Origin of the sequence: Bradyrhizobium sp. CCBAU 11430 (assembly GCF_028128855.1) — a bacterium.
Lineage (GTDB): Bacteria > Pseudomonadota > Alphaproteobacteria > Rhizobiales > Xanthobacteraceae > Bradyrhizobium > Bradyrhizobium ottawaense.
The window spans coordinates 1-21545 of the sequence record NZ_LBJV01000003.1; the positions used below are offsets into that span (position 1 = coordinate 1).

Below are 21545 nucleotides of genomic sequence, written 5' to 3' on the forward strand. Positions count from 1 at the left end.
GCCGGCAGCGGCGCGCATGACGAGCTCACTGCGGGCCAGCAGGTGCAGGACCAGTTTACGGTGACCAGCCAGGACGGCACCGCGAGCGGCGTCGTGACGGTGACCGTCACCGGCAGCAATGATGCGCCGGTGCTGAACGCCAATGGCGGTTCACTGTCCTATGCCGAGGGTCAGGCCGCGACCGCGATCGACACGGCGCTGATCCTGTCGGACGTTGACAGCACGAATCTGACCGGCGCGACGGTCGCGATCACAGGAAACTTCGCCTCCGGCCAGGATGTGCTCGGTTTTTCCAATCAGAACGGCATCACCGGCAGCTATAACGCCAGCACTGGGGTGCTGACCCTGACGGGTTCGTCGAGCGTGGCGAACTACCAGGCGGCCCTGCGCTCCGTGACGTATTCGAACTCGGGTGACAATCCGTCGGGCGCGACCCGCACCATCAGCTACCAAGTTGACGACGGCCAGACGGCCAGCCACGCCAGCAATATCGTGAGCTCGACAGTCGCGGTCATCCCGGTCAACGACGCGCCCGTGAATACGGTTCCGGGAGCACAGACGACGAACGTCAACGCGACAAAGGCGATCACGGGACTTGGCATCTCCGATGCCGACGCGGACGGCGCCAGCGAAACGGTCACGTTGTCGGTAACCAACGGCACCTTGAGCGTTTCAGGAGGTACCGCAGGGATCACCGGCAGCGGAACGTCGACGGTGACGCTGACCGGAACAGTCAGCGCCATCAATTCTACCCTGGCCTCGACGGTCAACTACGTTCCAACATCAAATTTTGCCGGAACTAGCACTCTGACCATGACGACAAGCGACAATGGCCACACTGGAGCGGGTGGGGCATTGACCGATGTCGATACGGTGACCATTTCGGTCACGAGCCCCAGTCCCTTCGCTCTCACGACCGGCACCGATACAGTCATCTATGTATCGGGCTCCAATACTGTGACCGGCAGCCAATCTCCCCTAACGCTAAACAACGGTGACATGCTGACTGGCGGAAGCGGTACGGACACTCTCGCTGTCAGTGGCGGTGGTCTGGGGCCATTCACCTTCGGCGATGGTGCTGGAAGCATTGGCCTGACAAATTTCGAAACGATTAGTTTAAGTGACGGCAACAGCGGAAATCACACTGACACCCTGACATTCCTTTCGACATTCCAAAATGGAGGAACGCTCACAATTGACGGATCCGGCATCACGGGTAACGGCGACCTGGTCGTGGACGCTAGCGCAGTCACGTCTGGATCGTTTGTCATCATGGGCAGCTCAGGAAACGGCGGTGATGATATCCTCAAGGGCGGTTCAAGTAACGACACGATCAACGGCGGCGCAGGCACTGGCGCGGACAGGATCGTGGGTGGTGGTGGCGCAGATACGCTGACTGGTGGTGGCGGGAACGATACGTTCGCCTATCTCGCTGTCACCGATGCGGGTGACCACATCACCGACTTCAACACCTCAGGGGATAAGCTGGAATTCACGGTAACCGCCGGGCGGTTCGTCATTGGTGATGTGGATACGACCGTTGAAAACGTCAGAACGGGCAACAACGCTGCGTTAAATCTCGCCAACACGGAGGTCGGCATCAAAACAGACGCATCCGTGACGACAGCGACAGTTCAATCAACGATCAATAGTTACTCCAATATCACCACAGGAGCCCTGTTCGTATTCCACAATTCGACAGTCGGCCACGCGCAGGTTTACTACGATCCCAATGCAAGCATCGCAGGCGGCGCAACACTCGTCGCCGATCTGGACAACCTGACCACTCTGGCGAGCATAACCGGTACTTTCAGCGCGGCGGACTTTGCGTTTGGAACGGCGCTTGCTCCTGCGGGCGTGTCGGGGCAGCCCATCAATCTCGGTCTGACGGACTCGTCCGCCAATCAGGGGCAAATCGCCACGGTCACTGTTGCCAGCATGCCCGCCGGCTGGACACTAAATGGTGGGATGCTGCTCCCCGATGGCAACTGGACGATCGAGACGACTGACGTCAGCTCGCTAATGGTGACATCGCCAGTCGATTTCGCCGGAGCATTGCATCTCGACGTGACCGTGACCTGGATGCAGCCGGATGGCTCGGCTGTAATCGAGACATTCGCCGACAATGTTGAAGCTTTTGCAGCGGGCTCCGCCATCATCGCCATTTCCGGCGACGACTATCTCACAGCGTCAAGTGGCAGCGATCTGCTCGTATTCTCCCAGCCGATCGGCCACGACGTCATCTATAATTTCGAGATTGCGCATGATCAGATCGACCTGATTGGCTACGCCGGCTTCAAGACCTTCGCGGACGTCCAGGCGCATCTGTCTGCCAACAACGACGGCAACGCCGTCATTGCGCTGGCCGACGGTCAAACGATCACTCTGGATGGCGTCGATGCCGGCTCGCTCGCAGCGGACGACTTCGTATTCGACTTCAAGCCCATGGTCGACAATTCAGGCACAATGACAATCGGCAACGGCGCATTGCTGCCGTTATCCGGTAACATCCACAATACGGGCACGATCTCGTTGAACTCGACGGGCGCCGAGACCGACCTCCAACTCGTCGGGCACGGAATTTTGCTCGAAGGTGGCGGTCAGGTGCTGTTGTCCGACAACAGCGAGAACACGGTCAGTGGAACTGTTTCCGACGTCACGCTGACCAACATCGACAACACCATTTCGGGAGCCGGACAGCTTGGCGGGGGGACATTGCTCCTTGTCAACCAAGGTACAATCGACGCGACGGGCACCAACGCGCTCGAGATCGACACCGGTAGCAACACCGTCGTCAATTCCGGAACGATTGCGGCCAGCGGCAGCGGCGGACTGGTCATCGACAGCAACGTGGATAATTCAGGGCTGCTGTGGGCGCATGGAGCCAACATCACTCTCAATGGCAGTGTAAGCGGCAGCGGCACCGCGCTGATGGATGGCGTGGCTACGGTCGAGTTCGGAGCGGCTTCATCTGCGCATGTCGCGCTCGATGCCGCAGCGACCGGGACAATCGTGCTCCGTGACTCCTTCGACTTCAGCGGAGTCGTGTCCGGGTTTGACGGAGATGACCACCTGGATCTCCTCGACGTCGCATTCGGGGACGGCACGACCGCTAGTTATGTCGCAAATCAGGCCGGCACTGGAGGAATCCTTTCGGTGACTGACGGAGTTCATACCGCCAATATCAGCCTGTTCGGCCAGTACGATCCCGCGAGCTTCCAGACTGAGGCAGACAAGAACATGGGAACGCTTATCAGCTACCACGAGTATCTCGTCTGACGCGCTGCGAGGAGGTGGCCAAAGGCGCTGACTGCGAAGTCGGTACTTGGTTCGCATGGACAGATGTACCACCGTCGCGCCTCCGCACTTCGCGAAATCTGCTCCAGGCGCGCCGGCCTGGTCGCAGCATCCACTCGATTATATGTGCGTGGATTAATCGGTCGACGCGGCACCACAGTTCAATGCCATCACATAATTCCTGTATCTCCGATAAATAAAATTATGTCGCCTGATTTATCCGTATAATTCCGGTGATTTCCCGTCGACCCAGCCGTAGCTCAGTCTGGGATTCGATTATGGCGGTCAGCTAACGTCTTTTTATCACGACGTTTTCTCTGATTGTGATCTCCATCTTTGATTTTCACGAGCTCGTTCCGGTAGGGTTAATTCAAAATACATTATATATTAAATGTTGACGATAATAAACATTTAATGGATAGTTTATCGCTGGCGGGGCCGGACATAAATCCGCGGCCGCTGGAAGTTGCCGAGGCGTCTGCAAATTCATCTTGAAAGAAGGGATTCTTCCTATGTTGCATCATTTCATCGAGACCAAGGAAGCGTTGAAGCGTCTGCGAACGGACCAGGATGGCGTGGTGTCATTCGAGTACATCATCGTCGCGGTTTGCATCGTCGGCGCAGTGGGTGCCGTGTTCGGTGGCGGAGCCGGCGGGCAGATCGGGGCGGCGCTGACGACCGGGATCACCGCAATCACCACCGCTTTCACGACCGCGATCGCTGGTTGATACCGCCATTTTGGCGCCAGAGGGGGGCAATCCAAGCTGCCCCCCTCCTGCAGAAGTGCTCCCACCAGTTTGCCTTCCACCTTTTTTGAAACGTGCATTTCATGAGTTGGATTGCTCCCACAGCCTCGATCCTGGAAATCCTGTTGTTGCTCTATGTCGCAACGATGGACGTCGCGACGCGCTTGATCCGAAACGAATTTTGTCTTGCGCTGGCGCTCCTCGGGATCGCCGGTCAATTGCCCAGCCCGATTCAAGTCGCTGTGTCGCTGATCGCAGCCGCGATCCTCTTTCTGCTACTTTTTGTCCTGTACGCGCGCGGAGGAATTGGTGGCGGCGATGTCAAGCTGCTGGTTGCCCTGGCGGTTGGTCTCCCGCCGAGCGGCGTGATGCAGTTGCTCACCGTCACCGTGCTGGCCGGCGGCGTTCTTGCCTTGGTGCATCTGATGATGCGTCACCTGCCATATCCCAGACTGGCACCCGCCGGATCGTCGCTCGCGCGCCGGATCTACGCGATCGAGCGTTGGCGCCATTTGCGACACGCCCCACTGCCTTACGGAGCCGCTATCGCCTGCGGCGGTATCTGGACCATTTTGAGCAAAGGATCGTGAAATGTCATCCGCGCTGCGTCTGTCGATCATCGTGGTGCTTTTGCTTGCAACCACAGCGTTCGGACTGATCGCCTACAGCATGAACCTGCCGAAGGCGCAGCCTCCGGTCCCGGTACAGGTGACAGAGGCGCCCCTCGCGCCGGCGGCGCCGACGACCGCCGGATACTTCGTCGCGGCACGGCCATTGCCGAGGGGGACGTTGGCCCGCGAAGAGGATTTCGCCGTCCGCTCGGTGCCGCCGGAGCGCGTTCCCCAAGGGGCTATCCTTGAAACCCCCGAGTCCAAGGCCGGACTTGCCGGTTCACTCATCCGCAACTTCGTCGAAGCGGGCAGTCCCGTTACGTTGCAGGATATCCTGCGTCCGCGGGACCGGGGTTTCCTCGCCAGTGTCCTGGCGCCAGACAGCCGTGCCATCAGCATTAAGGTTGACGAGGAGGCCGGTGTCTCGGGTCTCATCAGGCCAGGCGATCACGTGGACGTCGTGTTGACCCAGGTCTTCGAGAAAGTCGATACCGCGCGCCGCGCCCTCAGCGAAACCGTTCTGCGTAACGTTCGAGTCATCGCGATTGATCAGGAGATCGTGCAGGGCGCGCGACCCATCAGCGGGATGGCAGGTAAGCAAACGCAGACCGTGTCACTGGAGCTTACGCAGGTGCAGGTCAAGAAAGTCACCGTCGCAAAGCAGCTCGGGACGCTCTCGTTCGCCGTGCGCGCAGCAGTCGATCAGTGGGACAAGGCAGACACCGGCGCGATGTCGAGCTGTGACGTGTCGCCTGAACTTGCCCGCCAGTATGCAATTTCCGCACAGAGAACGGCAGTGTTCGTTCATTCAGGCGGTGAGGTCAAGCAATACACGGTCAGGAAGCAAGAGGAAGACGCTCTCGTCAGCTGCGACGGTGCATCGGAAGCCGTGCGCCCGACTGCGACGGCGGCGGGTTACGATAACAGGTTGTCGGAGAAACGTTGATGAGCATCGCCATAGCCACTCCGCCTGAAGAAACGACGTCGATCGTTACGCGCAACCGCATCGTCGGTTTCGTAAACGATGAGCTCAGCGCTGCGGCGTTGCGCAAGGGGCTCGAAGGCGCCAATCTCTCGATCAGACGCGGCACGATCCGCAACGCCATACGGATGCTCGAAACCGACACGGACCTGTTCGCGCTGGTGGTAGACATCAGTGGCGTCGATGATCCCTTTACTGAGCTGGAAAGGCTGGCCGGCGTCTGTCCACCCGATGTCCGCGTAGCCGTGATCGGCGACAACAGGGAGATCACGTTCTACCGTGAGCTCCTGGAGCTCGGCTTGACCGAGTATCTGCCGCGGCCGCTCACGCGCGATCTGGTGCTGGACAAGCTGCGCCCCAAGCTTCTCGGCGACGTCGCAGCCAACCAGATCGATCGTGGCGGGCACGTGGTCTCGATCTGCGGGGCGCAGGGCGGCGCCGGCGCCACGAGCATTGCGATCAATCTGGCGCTGCAACTTGCCGAGACGACCAAGGCCAAGGTGGCGCTGCTTGATCTTCATCTGCAGGGCGGCGAGGCCGCCGTGATGTTGGGTGTTCGTCCCGGGCCAGGGCTGCGTATCGCTCTGGAAAATCCGATGCGGGCGGACACACTCTTCCTCGAGCGCGCGGCAATCGAAGTCAACGAAAGGGTTTGCCTGGTCTCGGCCGACGAGGACCTCGATGCGCAGCTTGAAATTACGGAGGCTGGCGTACGACACGTGCTTGGTCTGCTGCGTCAACGGTTCAACTACATCGTCGTCGATGTACCCGTCCCGTTTCCGCCGTCGATCTATCCCGTGATTGCGCTTTCCCGTCATGTGATGGTGCTGCTCGAATCCGAGGTGACCGGACTTCGCAATGCCCATGCGCTACGCACCGCAGTGATCAACATCGCGGGCAAGGACCGGGTCTTTACCTTGCTCAACCGGGCCGGTCGTCCCGGGGGCCTTCCGAGGGCGGCGGTTGTCAAGGCGTTGGGTGCAGAGCCCGACATCGTCGTTCCCGATCTCGGCAAGGGCATGACTGAGGCGCTCAATCTTGGAATTCCAGCTCTGAAGCACGTCAGGAAATTGCGGCGTCACCTGGCGCCGATCGTACGGGAGATCAGCGGTGTCGCTGCCGAGCGGGGTAGCTGGTGGAGGAGGGTGCTCACAGCACATCTGCGATGAAGAAGTTTGGTAGGCGCGAAGACGACGCACCAGCTCACGTATTGGCGGCAGGCGTCCCTGCATCTGCGATAGGCTTGCCGTTGCCGTCGGCCGGCGCGACTGCAGCCGCACCGAACGTGCCGTCACCTGCGCCAAGGCGCGACGAACCTGCGATCCACCAACCCATCATTCCACCTTCGCTGCGTGAACGGGTGATTGAGCAGATCGAACCCGCGGTGGCCGCAACCGTCTCGCGGGAGGTTCTCCGGCGGCAGATTGAAGAGATCATCCATCATATTGCCAACCAGGAACGGCTCGAGCTGTCGGGCCGCGAGCAGCTGCAGCTCGCGGACGAAATTGCCGACGACATGACGGGCTACGGGCCGCTCCGTCCGCTGCTGCTGGACCAGTCGATCAGCGATATCATGGTGAACGGCCCAAGCAATATCTACGTGGAGCGAAGCGGCAGGCTGGAACGAGTGGCGGTGCGTTTCCGCGACAATGATCACATCGCCTCCGTCGCTCAGAAGATTGCCGCGCAGGTCGGTCGGCGCGTCGACGAATCCAGTCCGATGGTGGATTGTCGCCTGCTGGATGGCAGCCGGGTCAACATCATCCTCCCGCCGCTGGCGATCCATAGTCCGTGCATTTCCATCCGCAAATTTCCAAGCCGTCGTTTGGACATCGCCGGATTGATCGAAAACGGCTCGATGACCCCGGCCATCGGACAATTGCTGGAGATCGCCGCCCGCTCGCGGCTCAATGTTCTGGTCTCCGGCGGCACCGGATCCGGCAAGACGACGCTCCTGAACGCGATGAGTCAGTTCATCGATCACACCGAACGTATTGTCACGATCGAGGACGCGGCGGAGCTGCAGCTTCAGCAGCCCCACGTGATCAGCCTGGAGACCCGGCCTCCCAGCCTCGAAGGCACAGGGCAGGTGACACAACGCGATCTGCTGGTGAATGCCCTGCGCATGCGTCCCGACCGGATCGTCGTCGGCGAGGTGCGCAGTTCCGAAGCATTCGACATGCTGCAGGCGATGAACACCGGCCATGATGGTTCGATCTCCACGGTACACGCGAATAGTACCCGGGATGCCCTGACTCGCATCGAAAACATGGTGCAGATGGGACAGGTCAATCTACCGTCGCGCGCCATTCGAAGTCAGATCGTCGCTGCGCTGGATCTCATTGTGCAGGTCGAACGCATGCGGGACGGACAGCGCCGCATCGTTCAGATCAGCGAGGTGATCGGCCTTGAAGGGGAGGTGATCACCACCAATGACATCGCAGCCTTCGAGTATCAGGAGGAGGATGTGAACGGGCGGATATCGGGCAGCTACAAGTCCAACCTTGCAACCCCGAAGTTCAAGAGCCGGCTTGTCTATTTCGGGCTGGATGGTGCTTGGGCCGAGGCCATGAGGCAAATATGACGCTGGAGTCCGTGATCGTCACTGTTCTGGCGCTCGCGATGTGCGCAGCAGCCGTTTCGTTGTGGCTCGACGCTCGGGAAAGACGCATCAATCGTCGGTTGGCGGTTGCTTTGCCAACGTCGCATCCGGCTAACCTGCCATCCATTCGCCGCTTGGAGGCCGGGTCTCAGGATCAGTTTCTCAATCGGCTGTCCAACTACAATCCCGATATACCTTACACGTTGCGTCCCGCCTACGTGCTGCTTGCCGGTGCATTCGGAGCAGCGGCGATCCTTTATGCGAACAGCCAGCTGGGATATTCCATTGTCTACGCGTCCATTGTCGCGGCAATCGCGGCCCTCATTGTGATACGAGGCCTGTTCGGATGGCAGCAACGTCGCTTCGCTCTTCAGCTTTTTCGACAGCTGCCTGATGCGATCCAGCTGGTGACAAGTACAGTGCGATCGGGTCTGCCTGTGCACGAGGCATTTCGTGCCCTCGCGCGGGATATGCCGCAGCCAACGGCCGGGCAGTTTGCCATCGTATGCAGCGAAGTGAATCTGGGAAGACCTGCAGAGGAAGCGGTTCAAGCTGTCTATCGGCGAACGCAGGTGGCAGAGTATGCGATCTTTGCGGTGACACTTGCCGTGCAGTTGAAGTCCGGTGGCAGCCTGGCCGAGACCTTGCAGAACCTGGGAGACACTGTCAGGCAACGTGTTGCGCTGGCTGCCCGCGCCAAGGCGCTGGCAGGAGAGGTGATCTTTTCCTCACGGGCGCTGACAGTCTCGCCCTTGATCGCAGGTGGGGTCCTGTACGCAGCCAATCCGCAAACGGTCGATCTGTTGTTCACCGATCCGGTTGGAAACAAGCTGCTGGCTTACGCAGTCCTTTCGGTGCTTGTCGGAGCCCTGGTGATAAGCTGGATGGTCAGAAGGGAAACAGAACTATGACTTCTGGTCTCAGTCTGGTGGCCCTTGCAGTCGTGGCTGCGACTGCGTCCTGCATGTTGATCATCCGCGAAATACACATTCGTACATTGGACGCCCGGGTATCAAACGCCGTGATGGGCGTTGCTGGCCGGTCTGCGCCCTTCCAGGACGTGACCGGTTGGTTTTCGTCACTCGGCATGCGCTACCGTCGCTTCTATGCCGAGGAAAATCTGGATCAGCTACGAACCATCCTTCAATCGTCGGGTTTCAATCATCATCGAGCCTTGCCGACCTGGATCGGTGTCAAAGCCGTCAGCATGGCGCTATGCCCGATCATCGCCGGGGGTGCCGCTCAGCTTCTCGGGAAGCCGCTGCTTGATGTACTGGTCTTCACACTTATTGGCGTGGCGATCGGGATTTTAGCGCCGCGATTGATACTGGCGGTGCTGAAGCGGCGGTTTGATGCCGCCATTCGACTGGGCACGCCGGACATGATCGATTTGCTGGTTGTGTGCAGCGAATCGGGAATGGGACTGGAAAGCGGGCTGGCACGCGTAGCGCAAGAAATGCAAGAGACCAATCCCGCCATAGCCAGGGTCATGACCGGACTTCTTGATGATCTCCGGATCCTGCCAAGCCGCAGCGACGCATTCGAGAAACTGGGAGCTACATCGGATGGGCTTCGCCGATTCGGAATCATGGTCGGCCAAAGCCTGCAATACGGAACTCCGGTGGGCCAGGCGCTGCGGAGTATCGCTGTCGACCTCCGGCGCGAACGAATTACCAAGCTTGAAGAAAGAGCACACAAGTTGGGCGCCAAGCTGACCATTCCGATGGTGTTGTTCCTGCTTCCAGCCATGTTCGTCATTTTGGGAGGAAGTCCCATTCTGCATCTCGTGCGTTCGTTCGCCAGCTTCGGTAAGTAGCCATGAGCACGATTGCCCTGTCGAAAACGTCCTCTTACGATCGAACAATGCAACTGTTCGGCGGCATGTGGTTCATGTTGCTGGCGCTTGGCGTGGCCATCAAGATCGGATCATCGGCTCATGATCCTTGGCCGTCGCTCCTGTCAAGTGTTTGCCTCGCTGTCTTCTACGTGCTCCTGGCGCTGTTGATCGTCACGCGGCCCCCGGCGAAGGCGCAAGCGAAGGGCCGTCTCCCAAGGATAGCGGCGTTCGTCGGCACCTATATGCCGTGGACGATCGCTTTCTTCGGCGAAACCGACAAGGCGTTGCCAAACCTGGCCTCCACTGCGTGCGTGTTGATCGGCATGATCATGATGCTGGTCACCATCCGACATCTTGGCAGGTCCTTCAGTCTGGTGCCACAGGCGCGCAACGTGGTGCAAACGGGGCCGTATCGGTGGATCAAGCACCCGCTCTACCTCGCGGAAGAAATCGCGGTGCTGGGCGTGGTGCTGAGAAGCCCGACGCCGCTGACAGCGGTGTTGCTCGTCTTGCATATCGGCATCCAGGTTTGCCGGATTCATTACGAAGAGGACCTGCTTCGGCGCAACTGCCCTGAATATTCCGCTTACGAAGCATCGCGCTGGAGAGTGATCCCTTACGTTTGGTGAGTGCTGTTCCGGTCGACGACCGGAAGGGTGAGTATTGGTCGAGGTCAACTCATGAGCCGCAAGAAGTCGTTCATCGGGGATCAAGGCGGCGCCGTCGCGTTTGAGACATTGATCGTCTACCCAGTTTTGGTGGCGTTCCTGCTCATGCCGCTCGCCGACCTGGCTGCTGCGGGATTCCAGTTTATCTCAGCGTGGAGCGCATTGCGCTCCTTCGGGCAGTATGTGCAGTACGCCAATCCGCTCGCCCCTGACGGCACGGTGAGCTGGAAGACAGGGCTACAGACGACAGTCGCTGGTCATGCGATCAGCAACCTTCAGGTTTTGTGCGGAGACGCAGGGGCCACCTGTTCGCCAGGCAATCTAGCTTCTCCCAAGTACATTACATTCTCGACAACCATCACCTTGGCTCCAATTGTCTGGAGAGGGGTGCTGTGTCCCACCACCTGTACCTACACGCTGCCTTACTCAGAACGCTTCCAGTAGGGGGCTTAAATGCGTAGTCTACTCCGTTCCCAACGAGGCTCCGTCGCATTCGCAACAGTCATCGCTCTCGTGCCGCTCATCGGAGTAGTTGCACTCGGGGCGGAGGCCGGATCGTGGTACGTCACCCGCCAGCATGCGCAGAACGCCGCCGACTCGGCGGCCTATTCGGGCGCATTGCGGCTTTCATGTACGATGGCCGGTGCGGCCTGCGACACGCAGTCCGTGGATTATCGCGGCAAGGAATTCGCGGCACAGAACGGGTTTTGCAACTCAAGTCCCAACGACGCTACCGGCTATCCGGGCAGAAGCTGTCCGACGAGCCTACCGACCAGAATCTCGCGGGCCGTGCAGATCGATATCGGCAACTACAATGCCGGCACGTTCACAACGCCACCTGCAGGCACCGGCAATGCCGTTCGCGCCAGGGTCAGCCAGCAACAACCGGCGTACTTGGCGGCAGTGCTGGGTTTGACCAACATCAACATCCCCGCCCAAGCCATTGCAGTGGTCCAGCAGCCGACCAAGGCCTGCGTCCTGGCGCTTGGACCTGATTTAGGCGCACTCAAGCTTGCTGGTAACCTCAGCAACAACGGAACTGGCTGCGCCTTGATGTCGGATACCAGTGTTCAACTTGCCAGCACTCCAACGTTCACCGGCTCGGGATGGGCCGTTTATGGTGTAAGTGGCTGCACCCCCTCAGGCAGCTGCAGTAATGTTAGCGTGCCGCACAATTATTTTATGACGTACGCTAGCAATCCGCTCAGCAAACTGGACACCGCATCGTTCAACAGCAGGACGGGCAATACAAATATGCCATGCACCCTTCAGGCGGACGGGTGGAAGCATTGCGCGCCGAATAGCGCGGGGACTGGAGCTTACGGCAGTTTCACGGTGCAGAACGGCGACAAGTACGTTTTGGACCCGGGAACATATGTCTTCTACAAAGCAAATATAAAGATGACCGGCGGACAACTGAAAGGCGCAGGCGTAACCCTCGTCTTGCTCGGAGACTCGCAGCTCACCATCAACGGGGGTACGGCTGATCTCTCCGCACCTGCCACTAACACCTTCTCCTCTGATCTAAATGGCGTCCTGATTGATGATCAGGCCCCGAGCAAGACCAGCAACAAGGTCACCATAAACGGTGGCGGCCAGGTTAGCCTGGGCGGGGCTATCTACTTTCCCAATGTCGACGTTAGCTGGGCCGGTACGACTTCAAGTGCGAATACGACCTGTTCGCAAGTGATCGCCAAAACGATCGACATGAGCGGTGGCGGCTACCTCAGCACGGAAGGCTGTGCGCCGGCCACCATCGTATACACCCAGGTTGTCGCTTTGGTGCAATGATGAGAAAGCTCGACAATCGCGGTATGGCGCCGTTTGAATTTATCATGGTGTCCGTGGCGCTTTTCACGTTGATGTTCGCCATCTTCGATCTTGGGCGCTATGCCATCACGATGCAATCCTTGCGGACGCTCGCGAGTGCCGGCGCCCGTGCGGTCATGATCAGCTGCTATACGCCTGCCTTGCTTCAAAGCCCGCCGCAGTCGCCGGCCGGCTGCATCGGGGATCCCCTGTCCACCGCCGCCAAGCAGACCGCGGCGCCCTTCCTGTTTTTTGGAGGTCTCACGCCAACGCTGACCGTGGGGGCCAACAGCAACAGCTTGAGTGTTACAGCTTCCCAGGCAAACTTTACGATGCTGATGCCCATATGGGGCACAACGCTCAACGCGCCGAGCGCCTCCAACCAGATTCCCTTCTAGCGCAAATATGGCAGCACGCCTGACATGTTTCGCTCGACAGCGCTGCGGGGCCGCGGCGGGCGGGCCAAGCGCGCGGGTGCGGAATTACTGGGACAAGCGAATCGCCAAGCGTGCCACCGACTGTCCTTCGATAGCAAAGCCGCGACGGGAGCGCGCGCCAAGAGCGGTCGTGCTGCGGGATAGTTCCCCACAACCAGTGAGAATGATGCGCGCTGGCAACATCGAAGGGTTTTCTTTCTGCTTGCGGCGCTGCGGTAAGTATCTCGTCTTGCAAGCTGCCTGCATGAAGGAGGATGATCTTGGAAACACGAAGTAACGAATTGTAGTGGGACAGATTGTAAACTCTGCGACGTGGTGCGCAGAGGGGAAATGTTGAGGACGTCGAGCACGTAGATTTGCGGGGATCTTCGTGGATCGCAGTGGGGGGACTCGGATGAGTGGCGGTCGCGTTTCGGGTAACAGGGTCGGGAGGCTTCTCGCCTTCGGCGTGATGGGTCTGGGCGCGGCGCTCGCCTCCTCTGGGGTCACGGAGCGCGCGACGGCTGCAGACCGGCGCGGCTCCTCCGGCGGCGTCATCGTCAGCGAGATGAATGACGTCCAGCGGGTCAAGCTCGTCGTCAACAAGTCACGTACCTTCAAGGTCGACACGGCCTTTGCGACGATCGTGGCGGGTTCGTCTGACATCGTCGACGTGAAGTCGCTGAGCGATCATCTCATCTACGTGCAGGGCAAGCAGACCGGCACCACCAACGTCATCCTGTTCGACAGCTCGATGAAGCAGATCGGGATCCTCGACGTCGAGGTCGTGATCGATACCGGCAATCTGCAGCAGAACATCCGGACCAGCACCGGCGGGCAGGGTATCCGCGTGTCGGCTTCCGAGGGCCAGGTGGTGCTCAGCGGGGTCGCCGCCGACGCAGTTACGGCCGAGCGGGCCATGGCGATCGCCACCAGCACGGTCGCGAAAGGAGGCGTCGTCGTCAACGCGATGAGCGTCGCGGCGCCGCAACAGGTGATGCTCGAGGTGCGCTTTCTAGAGGTGAGCCGGGAGGCTGGACGCAACTTGGGCGTCAATCTGTATGCGGCTAATGCTAACGGCACCAATGTGGGCAATAGCGGACTTGGTTCGACGACGGCCGTCGGGCGGGCACCCATCGGTGGCATCAATAGTCTCACGAGGGTACCCACCACCGGCGGCACTAGCAACCTTAGTCCCAGCAGTACTCCTGTTGGCGCCAATCCTGCTGGCAGCCTTCCGATACTCGGAACTCTTGGGACGCTGGCCGGTACTGCTGGAGGCATTGCGCCGGCGCCGTTCGGAAGCTTGTTGACCAGCATTATCAGGACCAGCAGCGGGGGCTCGGTGGACCTGTTGATCTCGGCGCTGGAAACCAAAGGATTGGCACGCCGGCTGGCGGAACCAAATCTGACCACGCTGTCCGGCGATGCTGCCCGCTTTCTCGCCGGCGGTGAATTTCCAGTGCCGATCCCGACCCAGACGCAGAACGGCTTTCCCACCATCACAATTGACTACAAGAAGTTCGGTGTTGAGCTCGCCTTCGTCCCCACCGTGCTCTCGCGCGGTGTGATCAATCTTCGGGTCGAGCCGTCGGTCAGCGAACTTGATTTCGCCAACGCGGTGACGATCCAGGGGACGACCGTTCCTGCGCTGACCCGCCGCGACGCGCGAACCACAGTTGAGTTGCGCGATGGCCAGAGCTTTGCCATCGCCGGCCTGTTGCAGACCCGCAATCGCCAGGACGTCTCGCAACTGCCCTGGATCGGCTCGGTGCCGGTGATTGGAAGCCTGTTCAGCAGCAAATCGTATCAGCAGGAGGAAACCGATCTGGTGATCATCGTGACGCCGCGCCTGGTCGCGCCGGCGGCACCCGGTCAGCAACTGGCATCGCCACTCGACTCCCGCCTGCCGGCCAACGACGTCGATTTCTTCCTCAATGGTCAGATGGAAGTCCGCAAGCGGTACAATGACTACGTCAATTCCGGAGGCGAGGTGAAGGGACCGTATGGCCACATCATCGCGCCTGAAGTCCGGACCCCCGTCGTCGTCCCGGCCGCGAGTGCCGATCAGACGGTCGTCAAAACTCTAAACTAGAGGACGCGCGAGATGACGATCAGGTATCTGGCTCTGTTTGCGCCCTTACTGCTCGGGGGATGTTACGGCGTCGCCGGTCATGACGAGGTGGACCGCTACTTTCAGCGTTCCGACAGCATCACGATGACCGCCGGCGATGCCAAGCAGGTCAACGCCGTGACTCATACAATTCATCCATGGCCGCGATACGTCGGTGATCGCCGGATCGCATACGATGCTCGACGTGTGGGCTCGGCCGTGACGCGTTACGGCAACCAGCAACAGCCGGTGGATCAGCTTCCCGACATGGGCGATCCGACGAAACTCATCGGCCAGCGGCCTCCGGTCACGCAGAATGTCAACGTAACTGGATTGGGTGCGGGAGCATCGGCGGGAGTATCGGTGCCGGTCGGCGGGGCAGGGGGCAGGTAGCGGCTTCTGGTAATTGAGTTGAGGGACGGGACATTTGAGTGCGGTGCAGTGCGTCCGCTGGGCCGGGCGGGGGACAAGATTATGCGACGTGCCATTCTACTGTTGACCTGTTGCTGGCTGGCGCCAGGCCTTGCGGCATGTGACTATACCACGAGGGAGGCTGCCATCGTGGCTCCGGTCGAGCCACCGGGTGGGGACCCGGTGCAGGAGCCGACCGACGTCAAGTACTACCCGTCGGACGAGCCTGTGCGGCTGGGCCTGGAGCATTACAATCGCGGCAGTTACGGACTCTCGCAGCGCTATTTCAAGGACGCCGTCGAGAAATCACCCAAGGACGTCACGGCCTGGATTGGCCTCGCAGCGAGCTACGACAAGCTGCGTCGTTTCGACCTGGCCGATCAGGCCTATGCCCAAGCGATCCGGCTGGGAGGCGAAACCGTTCAGATCCTGAATGACCAGGGATATTCGTACATGCTGCGCGGCAATCTGAATGCGGCGCGACGGAAGTTCGAGAAGGCTTATTCGCTCGATCCGGGTAATCCGGTCATCGCCAATAACCTCGAGCTTCTCAATGGCAGCCGGCGGTTCATTGAAAGACCACCCAACAACCAGCCATAAGTGCTCGACCGGCTACCGCGATCGCGGCCAGTTCTCGTCAATTTGGCCCAATCACAGCATCAGCGTGACGGCTGCCGCTGCGGATGATGACAACAAGGCCATTGCGAACGGTAAATCGCGCGCCGAGCAGTTTCCGCACCTTCTCCGTGATCGGAGAGGGAAAGGGAACGGTCTCTCCCGCGACGGGATCGCCGACTTTTATCGTCTCAGTCGCGGGGCCTGCAACTGGTGCAGGCTTGATATAGTCTCGGATAAGCTGAATCTCTTCACGTGACAGGATGAACGGAGCCGGGTCAGGCTGGGTCTCCGACGGCGGCTTGGGTGTTCCACTGCTTGCCTTTTCACGTATCTCATTGGTGCTTGCGATCTGATCGAGCCTGGCTACGCGTAGCTTGAGCGCGATGATGTCACGTTGCAGTGCTGCGATCTCCAGTTTGCGCGCGTTGACCTGCATGAAGACAATGATCGCGCAAACGCAGCTCACGACGAGGCCGACGCTCAGCAGTGCGATCAACCACCGCTCAAAGTTTCCCATCGACCCTCCGGTCGTCCGGGGGAGTCGATCGCGCTGGAGATGGCGCCGCCAGATGCGACGTCCTCGATCGATCCAATCGGTAGAGCCCGTTCCGCCGGTCGCCGCCTGGCCCGACCCAAAATGCGCGGGCGACGAGGTGGCTTCCTCTCGGTCCGGATCAACTGACGACGCCGTATCGACTTGCTCAAGCCCTAGATTCTCGGGGACGCGATCCCCCGTAGCCAGATGAGCGGCAGGGTGGAAGGGATCCATCTGCTTATCGAGCCGGCCCATCTCCGCTCTCCATGCCGCCATCTATCAACGCAGTTCCGCCGACGCGGCTAGAACAGGGTACCCGAGGATTCGATCAATCGGAACGGAAAAGGCTCCAGGCCCCCGGCGTGAGCCGCTCTAAGGGTAGCTTCAAGAGATCGGGCACCAACTGGATGCCAAGGTTCACCCGCGCGGATGCCGACCACGAGGACGGTAGCCGGTGAGGCGAGGATTGCCGGATGCAAGGGACACCTCCGAAGCCTGCCTAGACTGCATTGCGGTCGGGCGAATTCGGCTGACGGCTTGACTTGAAGGCTGCCTTCGCACGCTCACGCAGGCGCTGGAAAACCACGTAGAGCATCGGCACCATGAATATTCCGATCGAGCTTGCGGCCAGCATGCCGGCGAAGACGGCCGTGCCGACGGCGCGCCGGCTGAGGGCGGCTGCGCCGGTCGCGATCACGAGCGGCAAGAGGCCCAGGATGAAGGCCGCCGAGGTCATCATGACGGCGCGAAAGCGCATATGTGCGCCCTGGATCGCGGCCTCGTCGAGCGGCACACCGGCCTCGCGTTGCTCCTTGGCGAACTCGACGATCAGGATGCCGTTCTTGGCGGCAAGCGCGATCAGGACGACGAGGCCGATCTGGCCGTAGAGGTCGAGATTGAGGCCAGCGATCTTGATGCCGAGATAGGATCCGAGCACGCCGACGACGACCGAGAGCAGCACGGGGATCGGGATCACGGTGCTTTCATAGAGCGCGACCAGGAACAGATAGGCGAAGAGGACGGCGAGCATGAGCACGATGCCGGTCTGGCCGGCCGCCTGCTGTTCCTGGTAGGCGGTGCCGGTCCACGCGAAACCGTAACCCGACGGCAGAACATCCTCCGAGATCTGCGTCATGGCGGCGATCGCGGCCCCGGAGGAGATGCCCGATGCCGGGCTGCCGTTGACGGTCACCGAACGATAGTTGTTGTAGCGGGTGATGACCTGCGGCCCGGTCACGATCTTGAGGCCGGCGAGGGATCGCAGCGGCACCATCTCGCCCGAGTTGTTACGCACATGGATGCGCCAGACATCGGACGTATCGCCGCGATCGAGTGCTTCACCCTGCAGATTGACCTGCCAGGTGCGACCGAACAGGTTGAAGTTGTTGACGTAGATGCCGCCAAGCGTGGCCTGGAGCGCAGTGAAGATGTCGTTGACCGTGACGCCCAGCGCCTGGGCCTTGCGGCGGTCAATATCGAGATAGAGCGATGGATTGGTCGCCGTGAATGTCGAGAACACGCGCGCGAGCCGAGGATCGGCATTGGCCGCGCCGATCAACGCGTTCGTGACGCTGGAGATCGCGGCCGGAGCCTGACCTTCCAGGGCCTGCAATTGATATTCGAAGCCACCGCCGGTGGAGAGCCCGATGATCGGCGGCAGGTTGAACGGCAGCACGTTGGCTTGCCGGATCTGCGCGCCGGCGGCGAAGGTCTTGGCGATCAGCGCCTGTGCGGAATCCGTTGCCGTCTTGCGGTCGGCGAACGGCTTCAGTCGCGCCACCACCAGCGCACTGTTCGGCTCGGAAGCTCCGTCGAGTAGCGAAAAGCCGATCACCGCGAGGACGTGATCGACGGCCGGCATCTGTTTCAAGATGTCCTCGATCTGCCGGGTGATCTTGCTGGTCCGAGCTACCGATGCGCCGTCCGGCAGCTGAACCGAGGTGAAGAAGGCGCCCTGGTCCTCCTCGGGCAGGAAGCCCGTCGGGGTCACCAGCGACAGGCCGAAGATTGCTGCGGCAAAGGCGGCCACCAGGAGAAGCGACAAGGCTGCCATGCGCACGAGCCGGCGGACCGCGCCGCTGTAACGATCCCGCACCCAGTCGATGCCGGTGAGGATGCGGCCGATGATGCCGCGACGCCGTCCTGTGTGACGCAGCAACAGCGCGCAGAGGGCCGGCGACAGCGTCAGGGCATTCAATGCCGAGATCATCATGGCGGCGCTGATCGTCACCGCGAATTGGCGGAACAGCGTGCCCGAGATGCCGGGAATGAAAGCGATCGGCACGAACACCGAGAGCAGCACCAGCGTGATCGCGACGATCGGCGCGGTGATCTGGCTCATGGCTTTCTTGCTGGCCGCGGCCGAAGACAGATCAGGCTCCTCCGCCATGACACGCTCGACATTCTCGACCACGACAATGGCGTCGTCGACCACGATGCCGATCGCGAGCACCATTGCGAGCAGGGATACGGTGTTGGCGGAATAGCCGAGCGCGAGCAGAACGGCGAAGGTGCCTACGAGGCTTACCGGGACTGCGACGGCCGGAATCGCGGTGGCCCGCATGTTTCCGAGAAACAGATAGACCACGATCACAACCAGGACGAAGGCCTCGCCCAAAGTCCACAGCACCTCCGTGATCGTGTCCCGGACGAAGGTCGTGGAGTCGTATTGCACGAGATAACCGAGCCCTGCCGGAAACCGGCCGGACAGCCGCTGCATCGTGTCCGCGACCGCGCGCGCGGTGGTCACCGCGTTGGCGCCGGGGGCGAGGTAGATCGCAATCGGAACGGCAGCTCGCCCGTCGATCCGGGCTTCGCTGTCGAGATTTTGCGCGCCCAGCTCGACGCGGGAGACGTCCCTGACCAGCAGCGAGGATCCGTCCCGATCGGCGCGCAGCACGATGTTGGCGAATTGATCGGCGGTGGCGAGGCGGCCCATCGTCTGCACGTTGAACTGGAACTGCTGATCGTCGCTGATCGGCCGCGCGCCAATGCGGCCGACGGGAGCCTGGACGCTCTGTGCGCGAATGGCGGCGACACGTCCGAGGGGGTCAGGTTGAGGCTGGTGAGGCGCTGCGTATCGAACCAGATCCGCATCGAATAATTCATCTTGGCGAACAGATTGGCCTGGCCGACGCCCGGCGTGCTCGCAATCGCGTCCAGCACGTTGATGATGGCGTAATTGGTGATGAAGAGCGGGTCCTGCCGACCATCTGCACTGTAGAGCACCAGGAACTGCAGGATCGAAGAGGATCGCTTCTGGACGGTCACGCCCTGCTGTTGCACTTCCGTGGGCAATTGCGACAATGCGCTCTGGACGCGATTATTGACGTTGACCGTGTTGATGTCGGGATTGGTGCCGAGCGCGAACGAAACCGTCAGCGTGTAGCTGCCGTCGTTGCCGCTGGTCGACTTCATATAGAGCGCGCGGTCGACGCCGACCACCTGCGCCTCCAACGGCTGTGCGACGCTGCTCTCCACGACCTCGGCGGAGGCGCCGGGAAAGTTCGCGGCTACGGTGACTTGCGGCGGCACGATATCGGGAAACTGCGCCACCGGGATCTGCGTGAGCGCCAGTGCGCCGGCGATGGTGATGACAAAGGCGATCACCATCGAAAGACGCGGCCGGTCGACGAAGACGCTCGATATCATTGGCTGCCGCCCCTGGGGGTTCGGGGCAGGGGAGCGCGCCCCTCTTGCGGAGCCGCCTCGCCGGTTGAATCCTTCATGCTCGACAAGATCAGTGGACTTGCCGGCTCTGGAGAGATGGTTTGTCCGGCGCGAACCCGCTGCAAACCTTCCGCGATCACCTTGTCACCGGCCGTCAATCCGCTGATGACGGCAGCGATCGTGGGAGTCGATTGCCCGAGCTGAATGCGCCGCTGCTCCGCCTTGTCGTTTGCGCCGACGACGAGAACGTAGTCGCCGCGCTGGTCGGACAGCACTGCTGAGCGCGGGATCGCCAGCACCTCGATAGGCTGGACTCCTTCGAGGACGACGGTGACGAATTCGCCGTTGGTGAGCTCGTGGACGGTAACGCCCGCCGCCGAGGGAGCGCGCAGGATCGGGTTGGCGATCTCTCCGCGCACCGTGATCGTGTCGGTGTTCTGCGCGATGGTGTTGTCGACGAAATTCAGCTTGCCGGATTGCCCATACATGCGCCCGTCGGGCAGCCGCAATCGGATCGTCACCGCTTCGAGGCCGCCTTGGGGGCCGTAGCGTTCGCGCAACTCGAGCCCCTGGCGCAGCGGCACCGGGAACGTGACATACATTGGATCCTGGCTGACGATCGTGGTCAGCACGCCCGAATTCGGACTGACGATGTTGCCTTCCGTCACGGCCGTGCGTCCGATCTTGCCGTCGATCGGCGCGCTGATGATGGTGTAGTCGAGGTTGATCTGCGAGGCCTGGACCTGCGCCTGTGCAGCTTTGACTTGAGCCTCGAGGCTGCGCTGGCTCGCGAGCGCGGCATCGTAGGTCGATTGCTGCCCGGCCGGTCCGCCAAGCAGGGTGCGGGCGCGCTCGGTGGTCAATTTGGCATTCTCGAGCGTCGCTTCGAGCTGTGCTACCTGCGCCTGCTTGGCGGCGACATCCGCCTCGAACGGGCCGCGTTCGAGCCGGTAAAGCTGCTCGCCTTTTCTGATTTCCGCGCCCTCGGTGAACAGCCGCTGCTCCAGAAAAGCGGTGACGCGAGCGGCAATATTAACCTGGTTGATGGCCTCGATCCGGCCGAGAAACTCACTGCTCTCGGTGATCGGCCGCTGCGCCGCTTCGACGACGCCGACGGCAGGTGCGGGTGGAGCTGGCTGCGGCCGCGCGGGTTCGCCGGCCAACAATGTCACGAGGCTCGCCGCCAGCAGTCCGAGCCGGACGTCAGCAAGGTTCATCGTCCGCTCCCTGC

The 21545-nt window shown here is 60.9% G+C and carries 17 protein-coding genes and 1 pseudogene; 15 read left to right on the forward strand and 3 right to left on the reverse strand.

What is annotated here, in order from left to right; all coding sequences use genetic code 11:
* From XI04_RS00020 to XI04_RS00090, 15 genes are all read left to right on the forward strand, one after another.
* Positions 1-3279, forward strand: a 3279-nt coding sequence (locus tag XI04_RS00020) for a beta strand repeat-containing protein (RefSeq protein ID WP_271610725.1), incomplete at its 5' end; no start/stop codon positions are given.
* A 530-nt stretch (positions 3280-3809) separates the two neighbouring features.
* Positions 3810-4025: a hypothetical protein gene (locus tag XI04_RS00025; protein ID WP_038949704.1), complete on the forward strand. Its 216-nt coding sequence runs from the start codon at positions 3810-3812 to the stop codon at positions 4023-4025.
* A gap of 101 nt (positions 4026-4126) precedes the next feature.
* Positions 4127-4633: an A24 family peptidase gene (locus XI04_RS00030; protein WP_177237000.1), complete on the forward strand. Its 507-nt coding sequence runs from the start codon at positions 4127-4129 to the stop codon at positions 4631-4633.
* 1 nt (position 4634) lies between these two features.
* Positions 4635-5600 (forward strand): Flp pilus assembly protein CpaB, encoded by a 966-nt coding sequence (cpaB, locus tag XI04_RS00035; protein WP_152102542.1) that lies wholly within the window; start codon positions 4635-4637, stop codon positions 5598-5600.
* Positions 5600-6805 (forward strand): AAA family ATPase, encoded by a 1206-nt coding sequence (locus tag XI04_RS00040; RefSeq protein WP_038949701.1) that lies wholly within the window; start codon positions 5600-5602, stop codon positions 6803-6805. Before cpaB ends, XI04_RS00040 begins: the two co-directional genes overlap by 1 nt.
* Complete coding sequence (locus tag XI04_RS00045; protein ID WP_091962875.1) at positions 6802-8220, forward strand: CpaF family protein; 1419 nt, start codon at positions 6802-6804, stop codon at positions 8218-8220. Before XI04_RS00040 ends, XI04_RS00045 begins: the two co-directional genes overlap by 4 nt.
* Positions 8217-9149: a type II secretion system F family protein gene (locus XI04_RS00050; RefSeq protein WP_271610369.1), complete on the forward strand. Its 933-nt coding sequence runs from the start codon at positions 8217-8219 to the stop codon at positions 9147-9149. The genes XI04_RS00045 and XI04_RS00050 overlap by 4 nt, the downstream gene beginning before the upstream one ends.
* Positions 9146-10054, forward strand: coding sequence for a type II secretion system F family protein (locus XI04_RS00055; protein WP_038949697.1), 909 nt, complete (start codon positions 9146-9148; stop codon positions 10052-10054). The genes XI04_RS00050 and XI04_RS00055 overlap by 4 nt, the downstream gene beginning before the upstream one ends.
* 2 nt (positions 10055-10056) lie before the next feature.
* Positions 10057-10704, forward strand: a complete 648-nt coding sequence (locus tag XI04_RS00060) for a methyltransferase family protein (RefSeq protein ID WP_038973519.1) — start codon at positions 10057-10059, stop codon at positions 10702-10704.
* 51 nt (positions 10705-10755) lie between these two features.
* The gene (locus tag XI04_RS00065) at positions 10756-11187 is read left to right on the forward strand and encodes a hypothetical protein (protein ID WP_049806641.1); all 432 of its coding nucleotides are present in this window, start codon (positions 10756-10758) and stop codon (positions 11185-11187) included.
* 9 nt (positions 11188-11196) lie between these two features.
* Positions 11197-12534 (forward strand): TadG family pilus assembly protein, encoded by a 1338-nt coding sequence (locus XI04_RS00070; RefSeq protein WP_271610371.1) that lies wholly within the window; start codon positions 11197-11199, stop codon positions 12532-12534.
* The gene (locus XI04_RS00075; RefSeq protein WP_038949691.1) at positions 12531-12950 is read left to right on the forward strand and encodes a TadE family protein; all 420 of its coding nucleotides are present in this window, start codon (positions 12531-12533) and stop codon (positions 12948-12950) included. Before XI04_RS00070 ends, XI04_RS00075 begins: the two co-directional genes overlap by 4 nt.
* A gap of 433 nt (positions 12951-13383) precedes the next feature.
* Positions 13384-15063, forward strand: a complete 1680-nt coding sequence (locus XI04_RS00080) for a type II and III secretion system protein family protein (protein ID WP_038949690.1) — start codon at positions 13384-13386, stop codon at positions 15061-15063.
* 12 nt (positions 15064-15075) lie between these two features.
* Entirely contained in the window at positions 15076-15474 is a 399-nt protein-coding gene (locus XI04_RS00085; protein WP_038949689.1) for a hypothetical protein, read from the forward strand.
* A 168-nt stretch (positions 15475-15642) separates the two neighbouring features.
* Positions 15643-16092, forward strand: a complete 450-nt coding sequence (locus XI04_RS00090; protein WP_240536539.1) for a tetratricopeptide repeat protein — start codon at positions 15643-15645, stop codon at positions 16090-16092.
* Between the two features lie 37 nt (positions 16093-16129).
* Here the strand turns inward: XI04_RS00090 and XI04_RS00095 are convergent, their stop codons facing one another.
* From XI04_RS00095 to XI04_RS00105, 3 genes and pseudogenes are all read right to left on the reverse strand, one after another.
* Positions 16130-16900, reverse strand: coding sequence for a hypothetical protein (locus XI04_RS00095; RefSeq protein WP_038949688.1), 771 nt, complete (start codon positions 16898-16900; stop codon positions 16130-16132).
* Positions 16901-17144: 244 nt separating this feature from the next.
* A pseudogene (locus XI04_RS00100) lies at positions 17145-20296 on the reverse strand (efflux RND transporter permease subunit).
* A complete protein-coding gene (locus tag XI04_RS00105; protein WP_212429353.1) occupies positions 20293-21531 on the reverse strand; it encodes an efflux RND transporter periplasmic adaptor subunit in 1239 nt (412 codons plus the stop codon). Before XI04_RS00105 ends, XI04_RS00100 begins: the two are co-directional and overlap by 4 nt.
* Between the last annotated feature and the right edge of the window lie 14 nt (positions 21532-21545).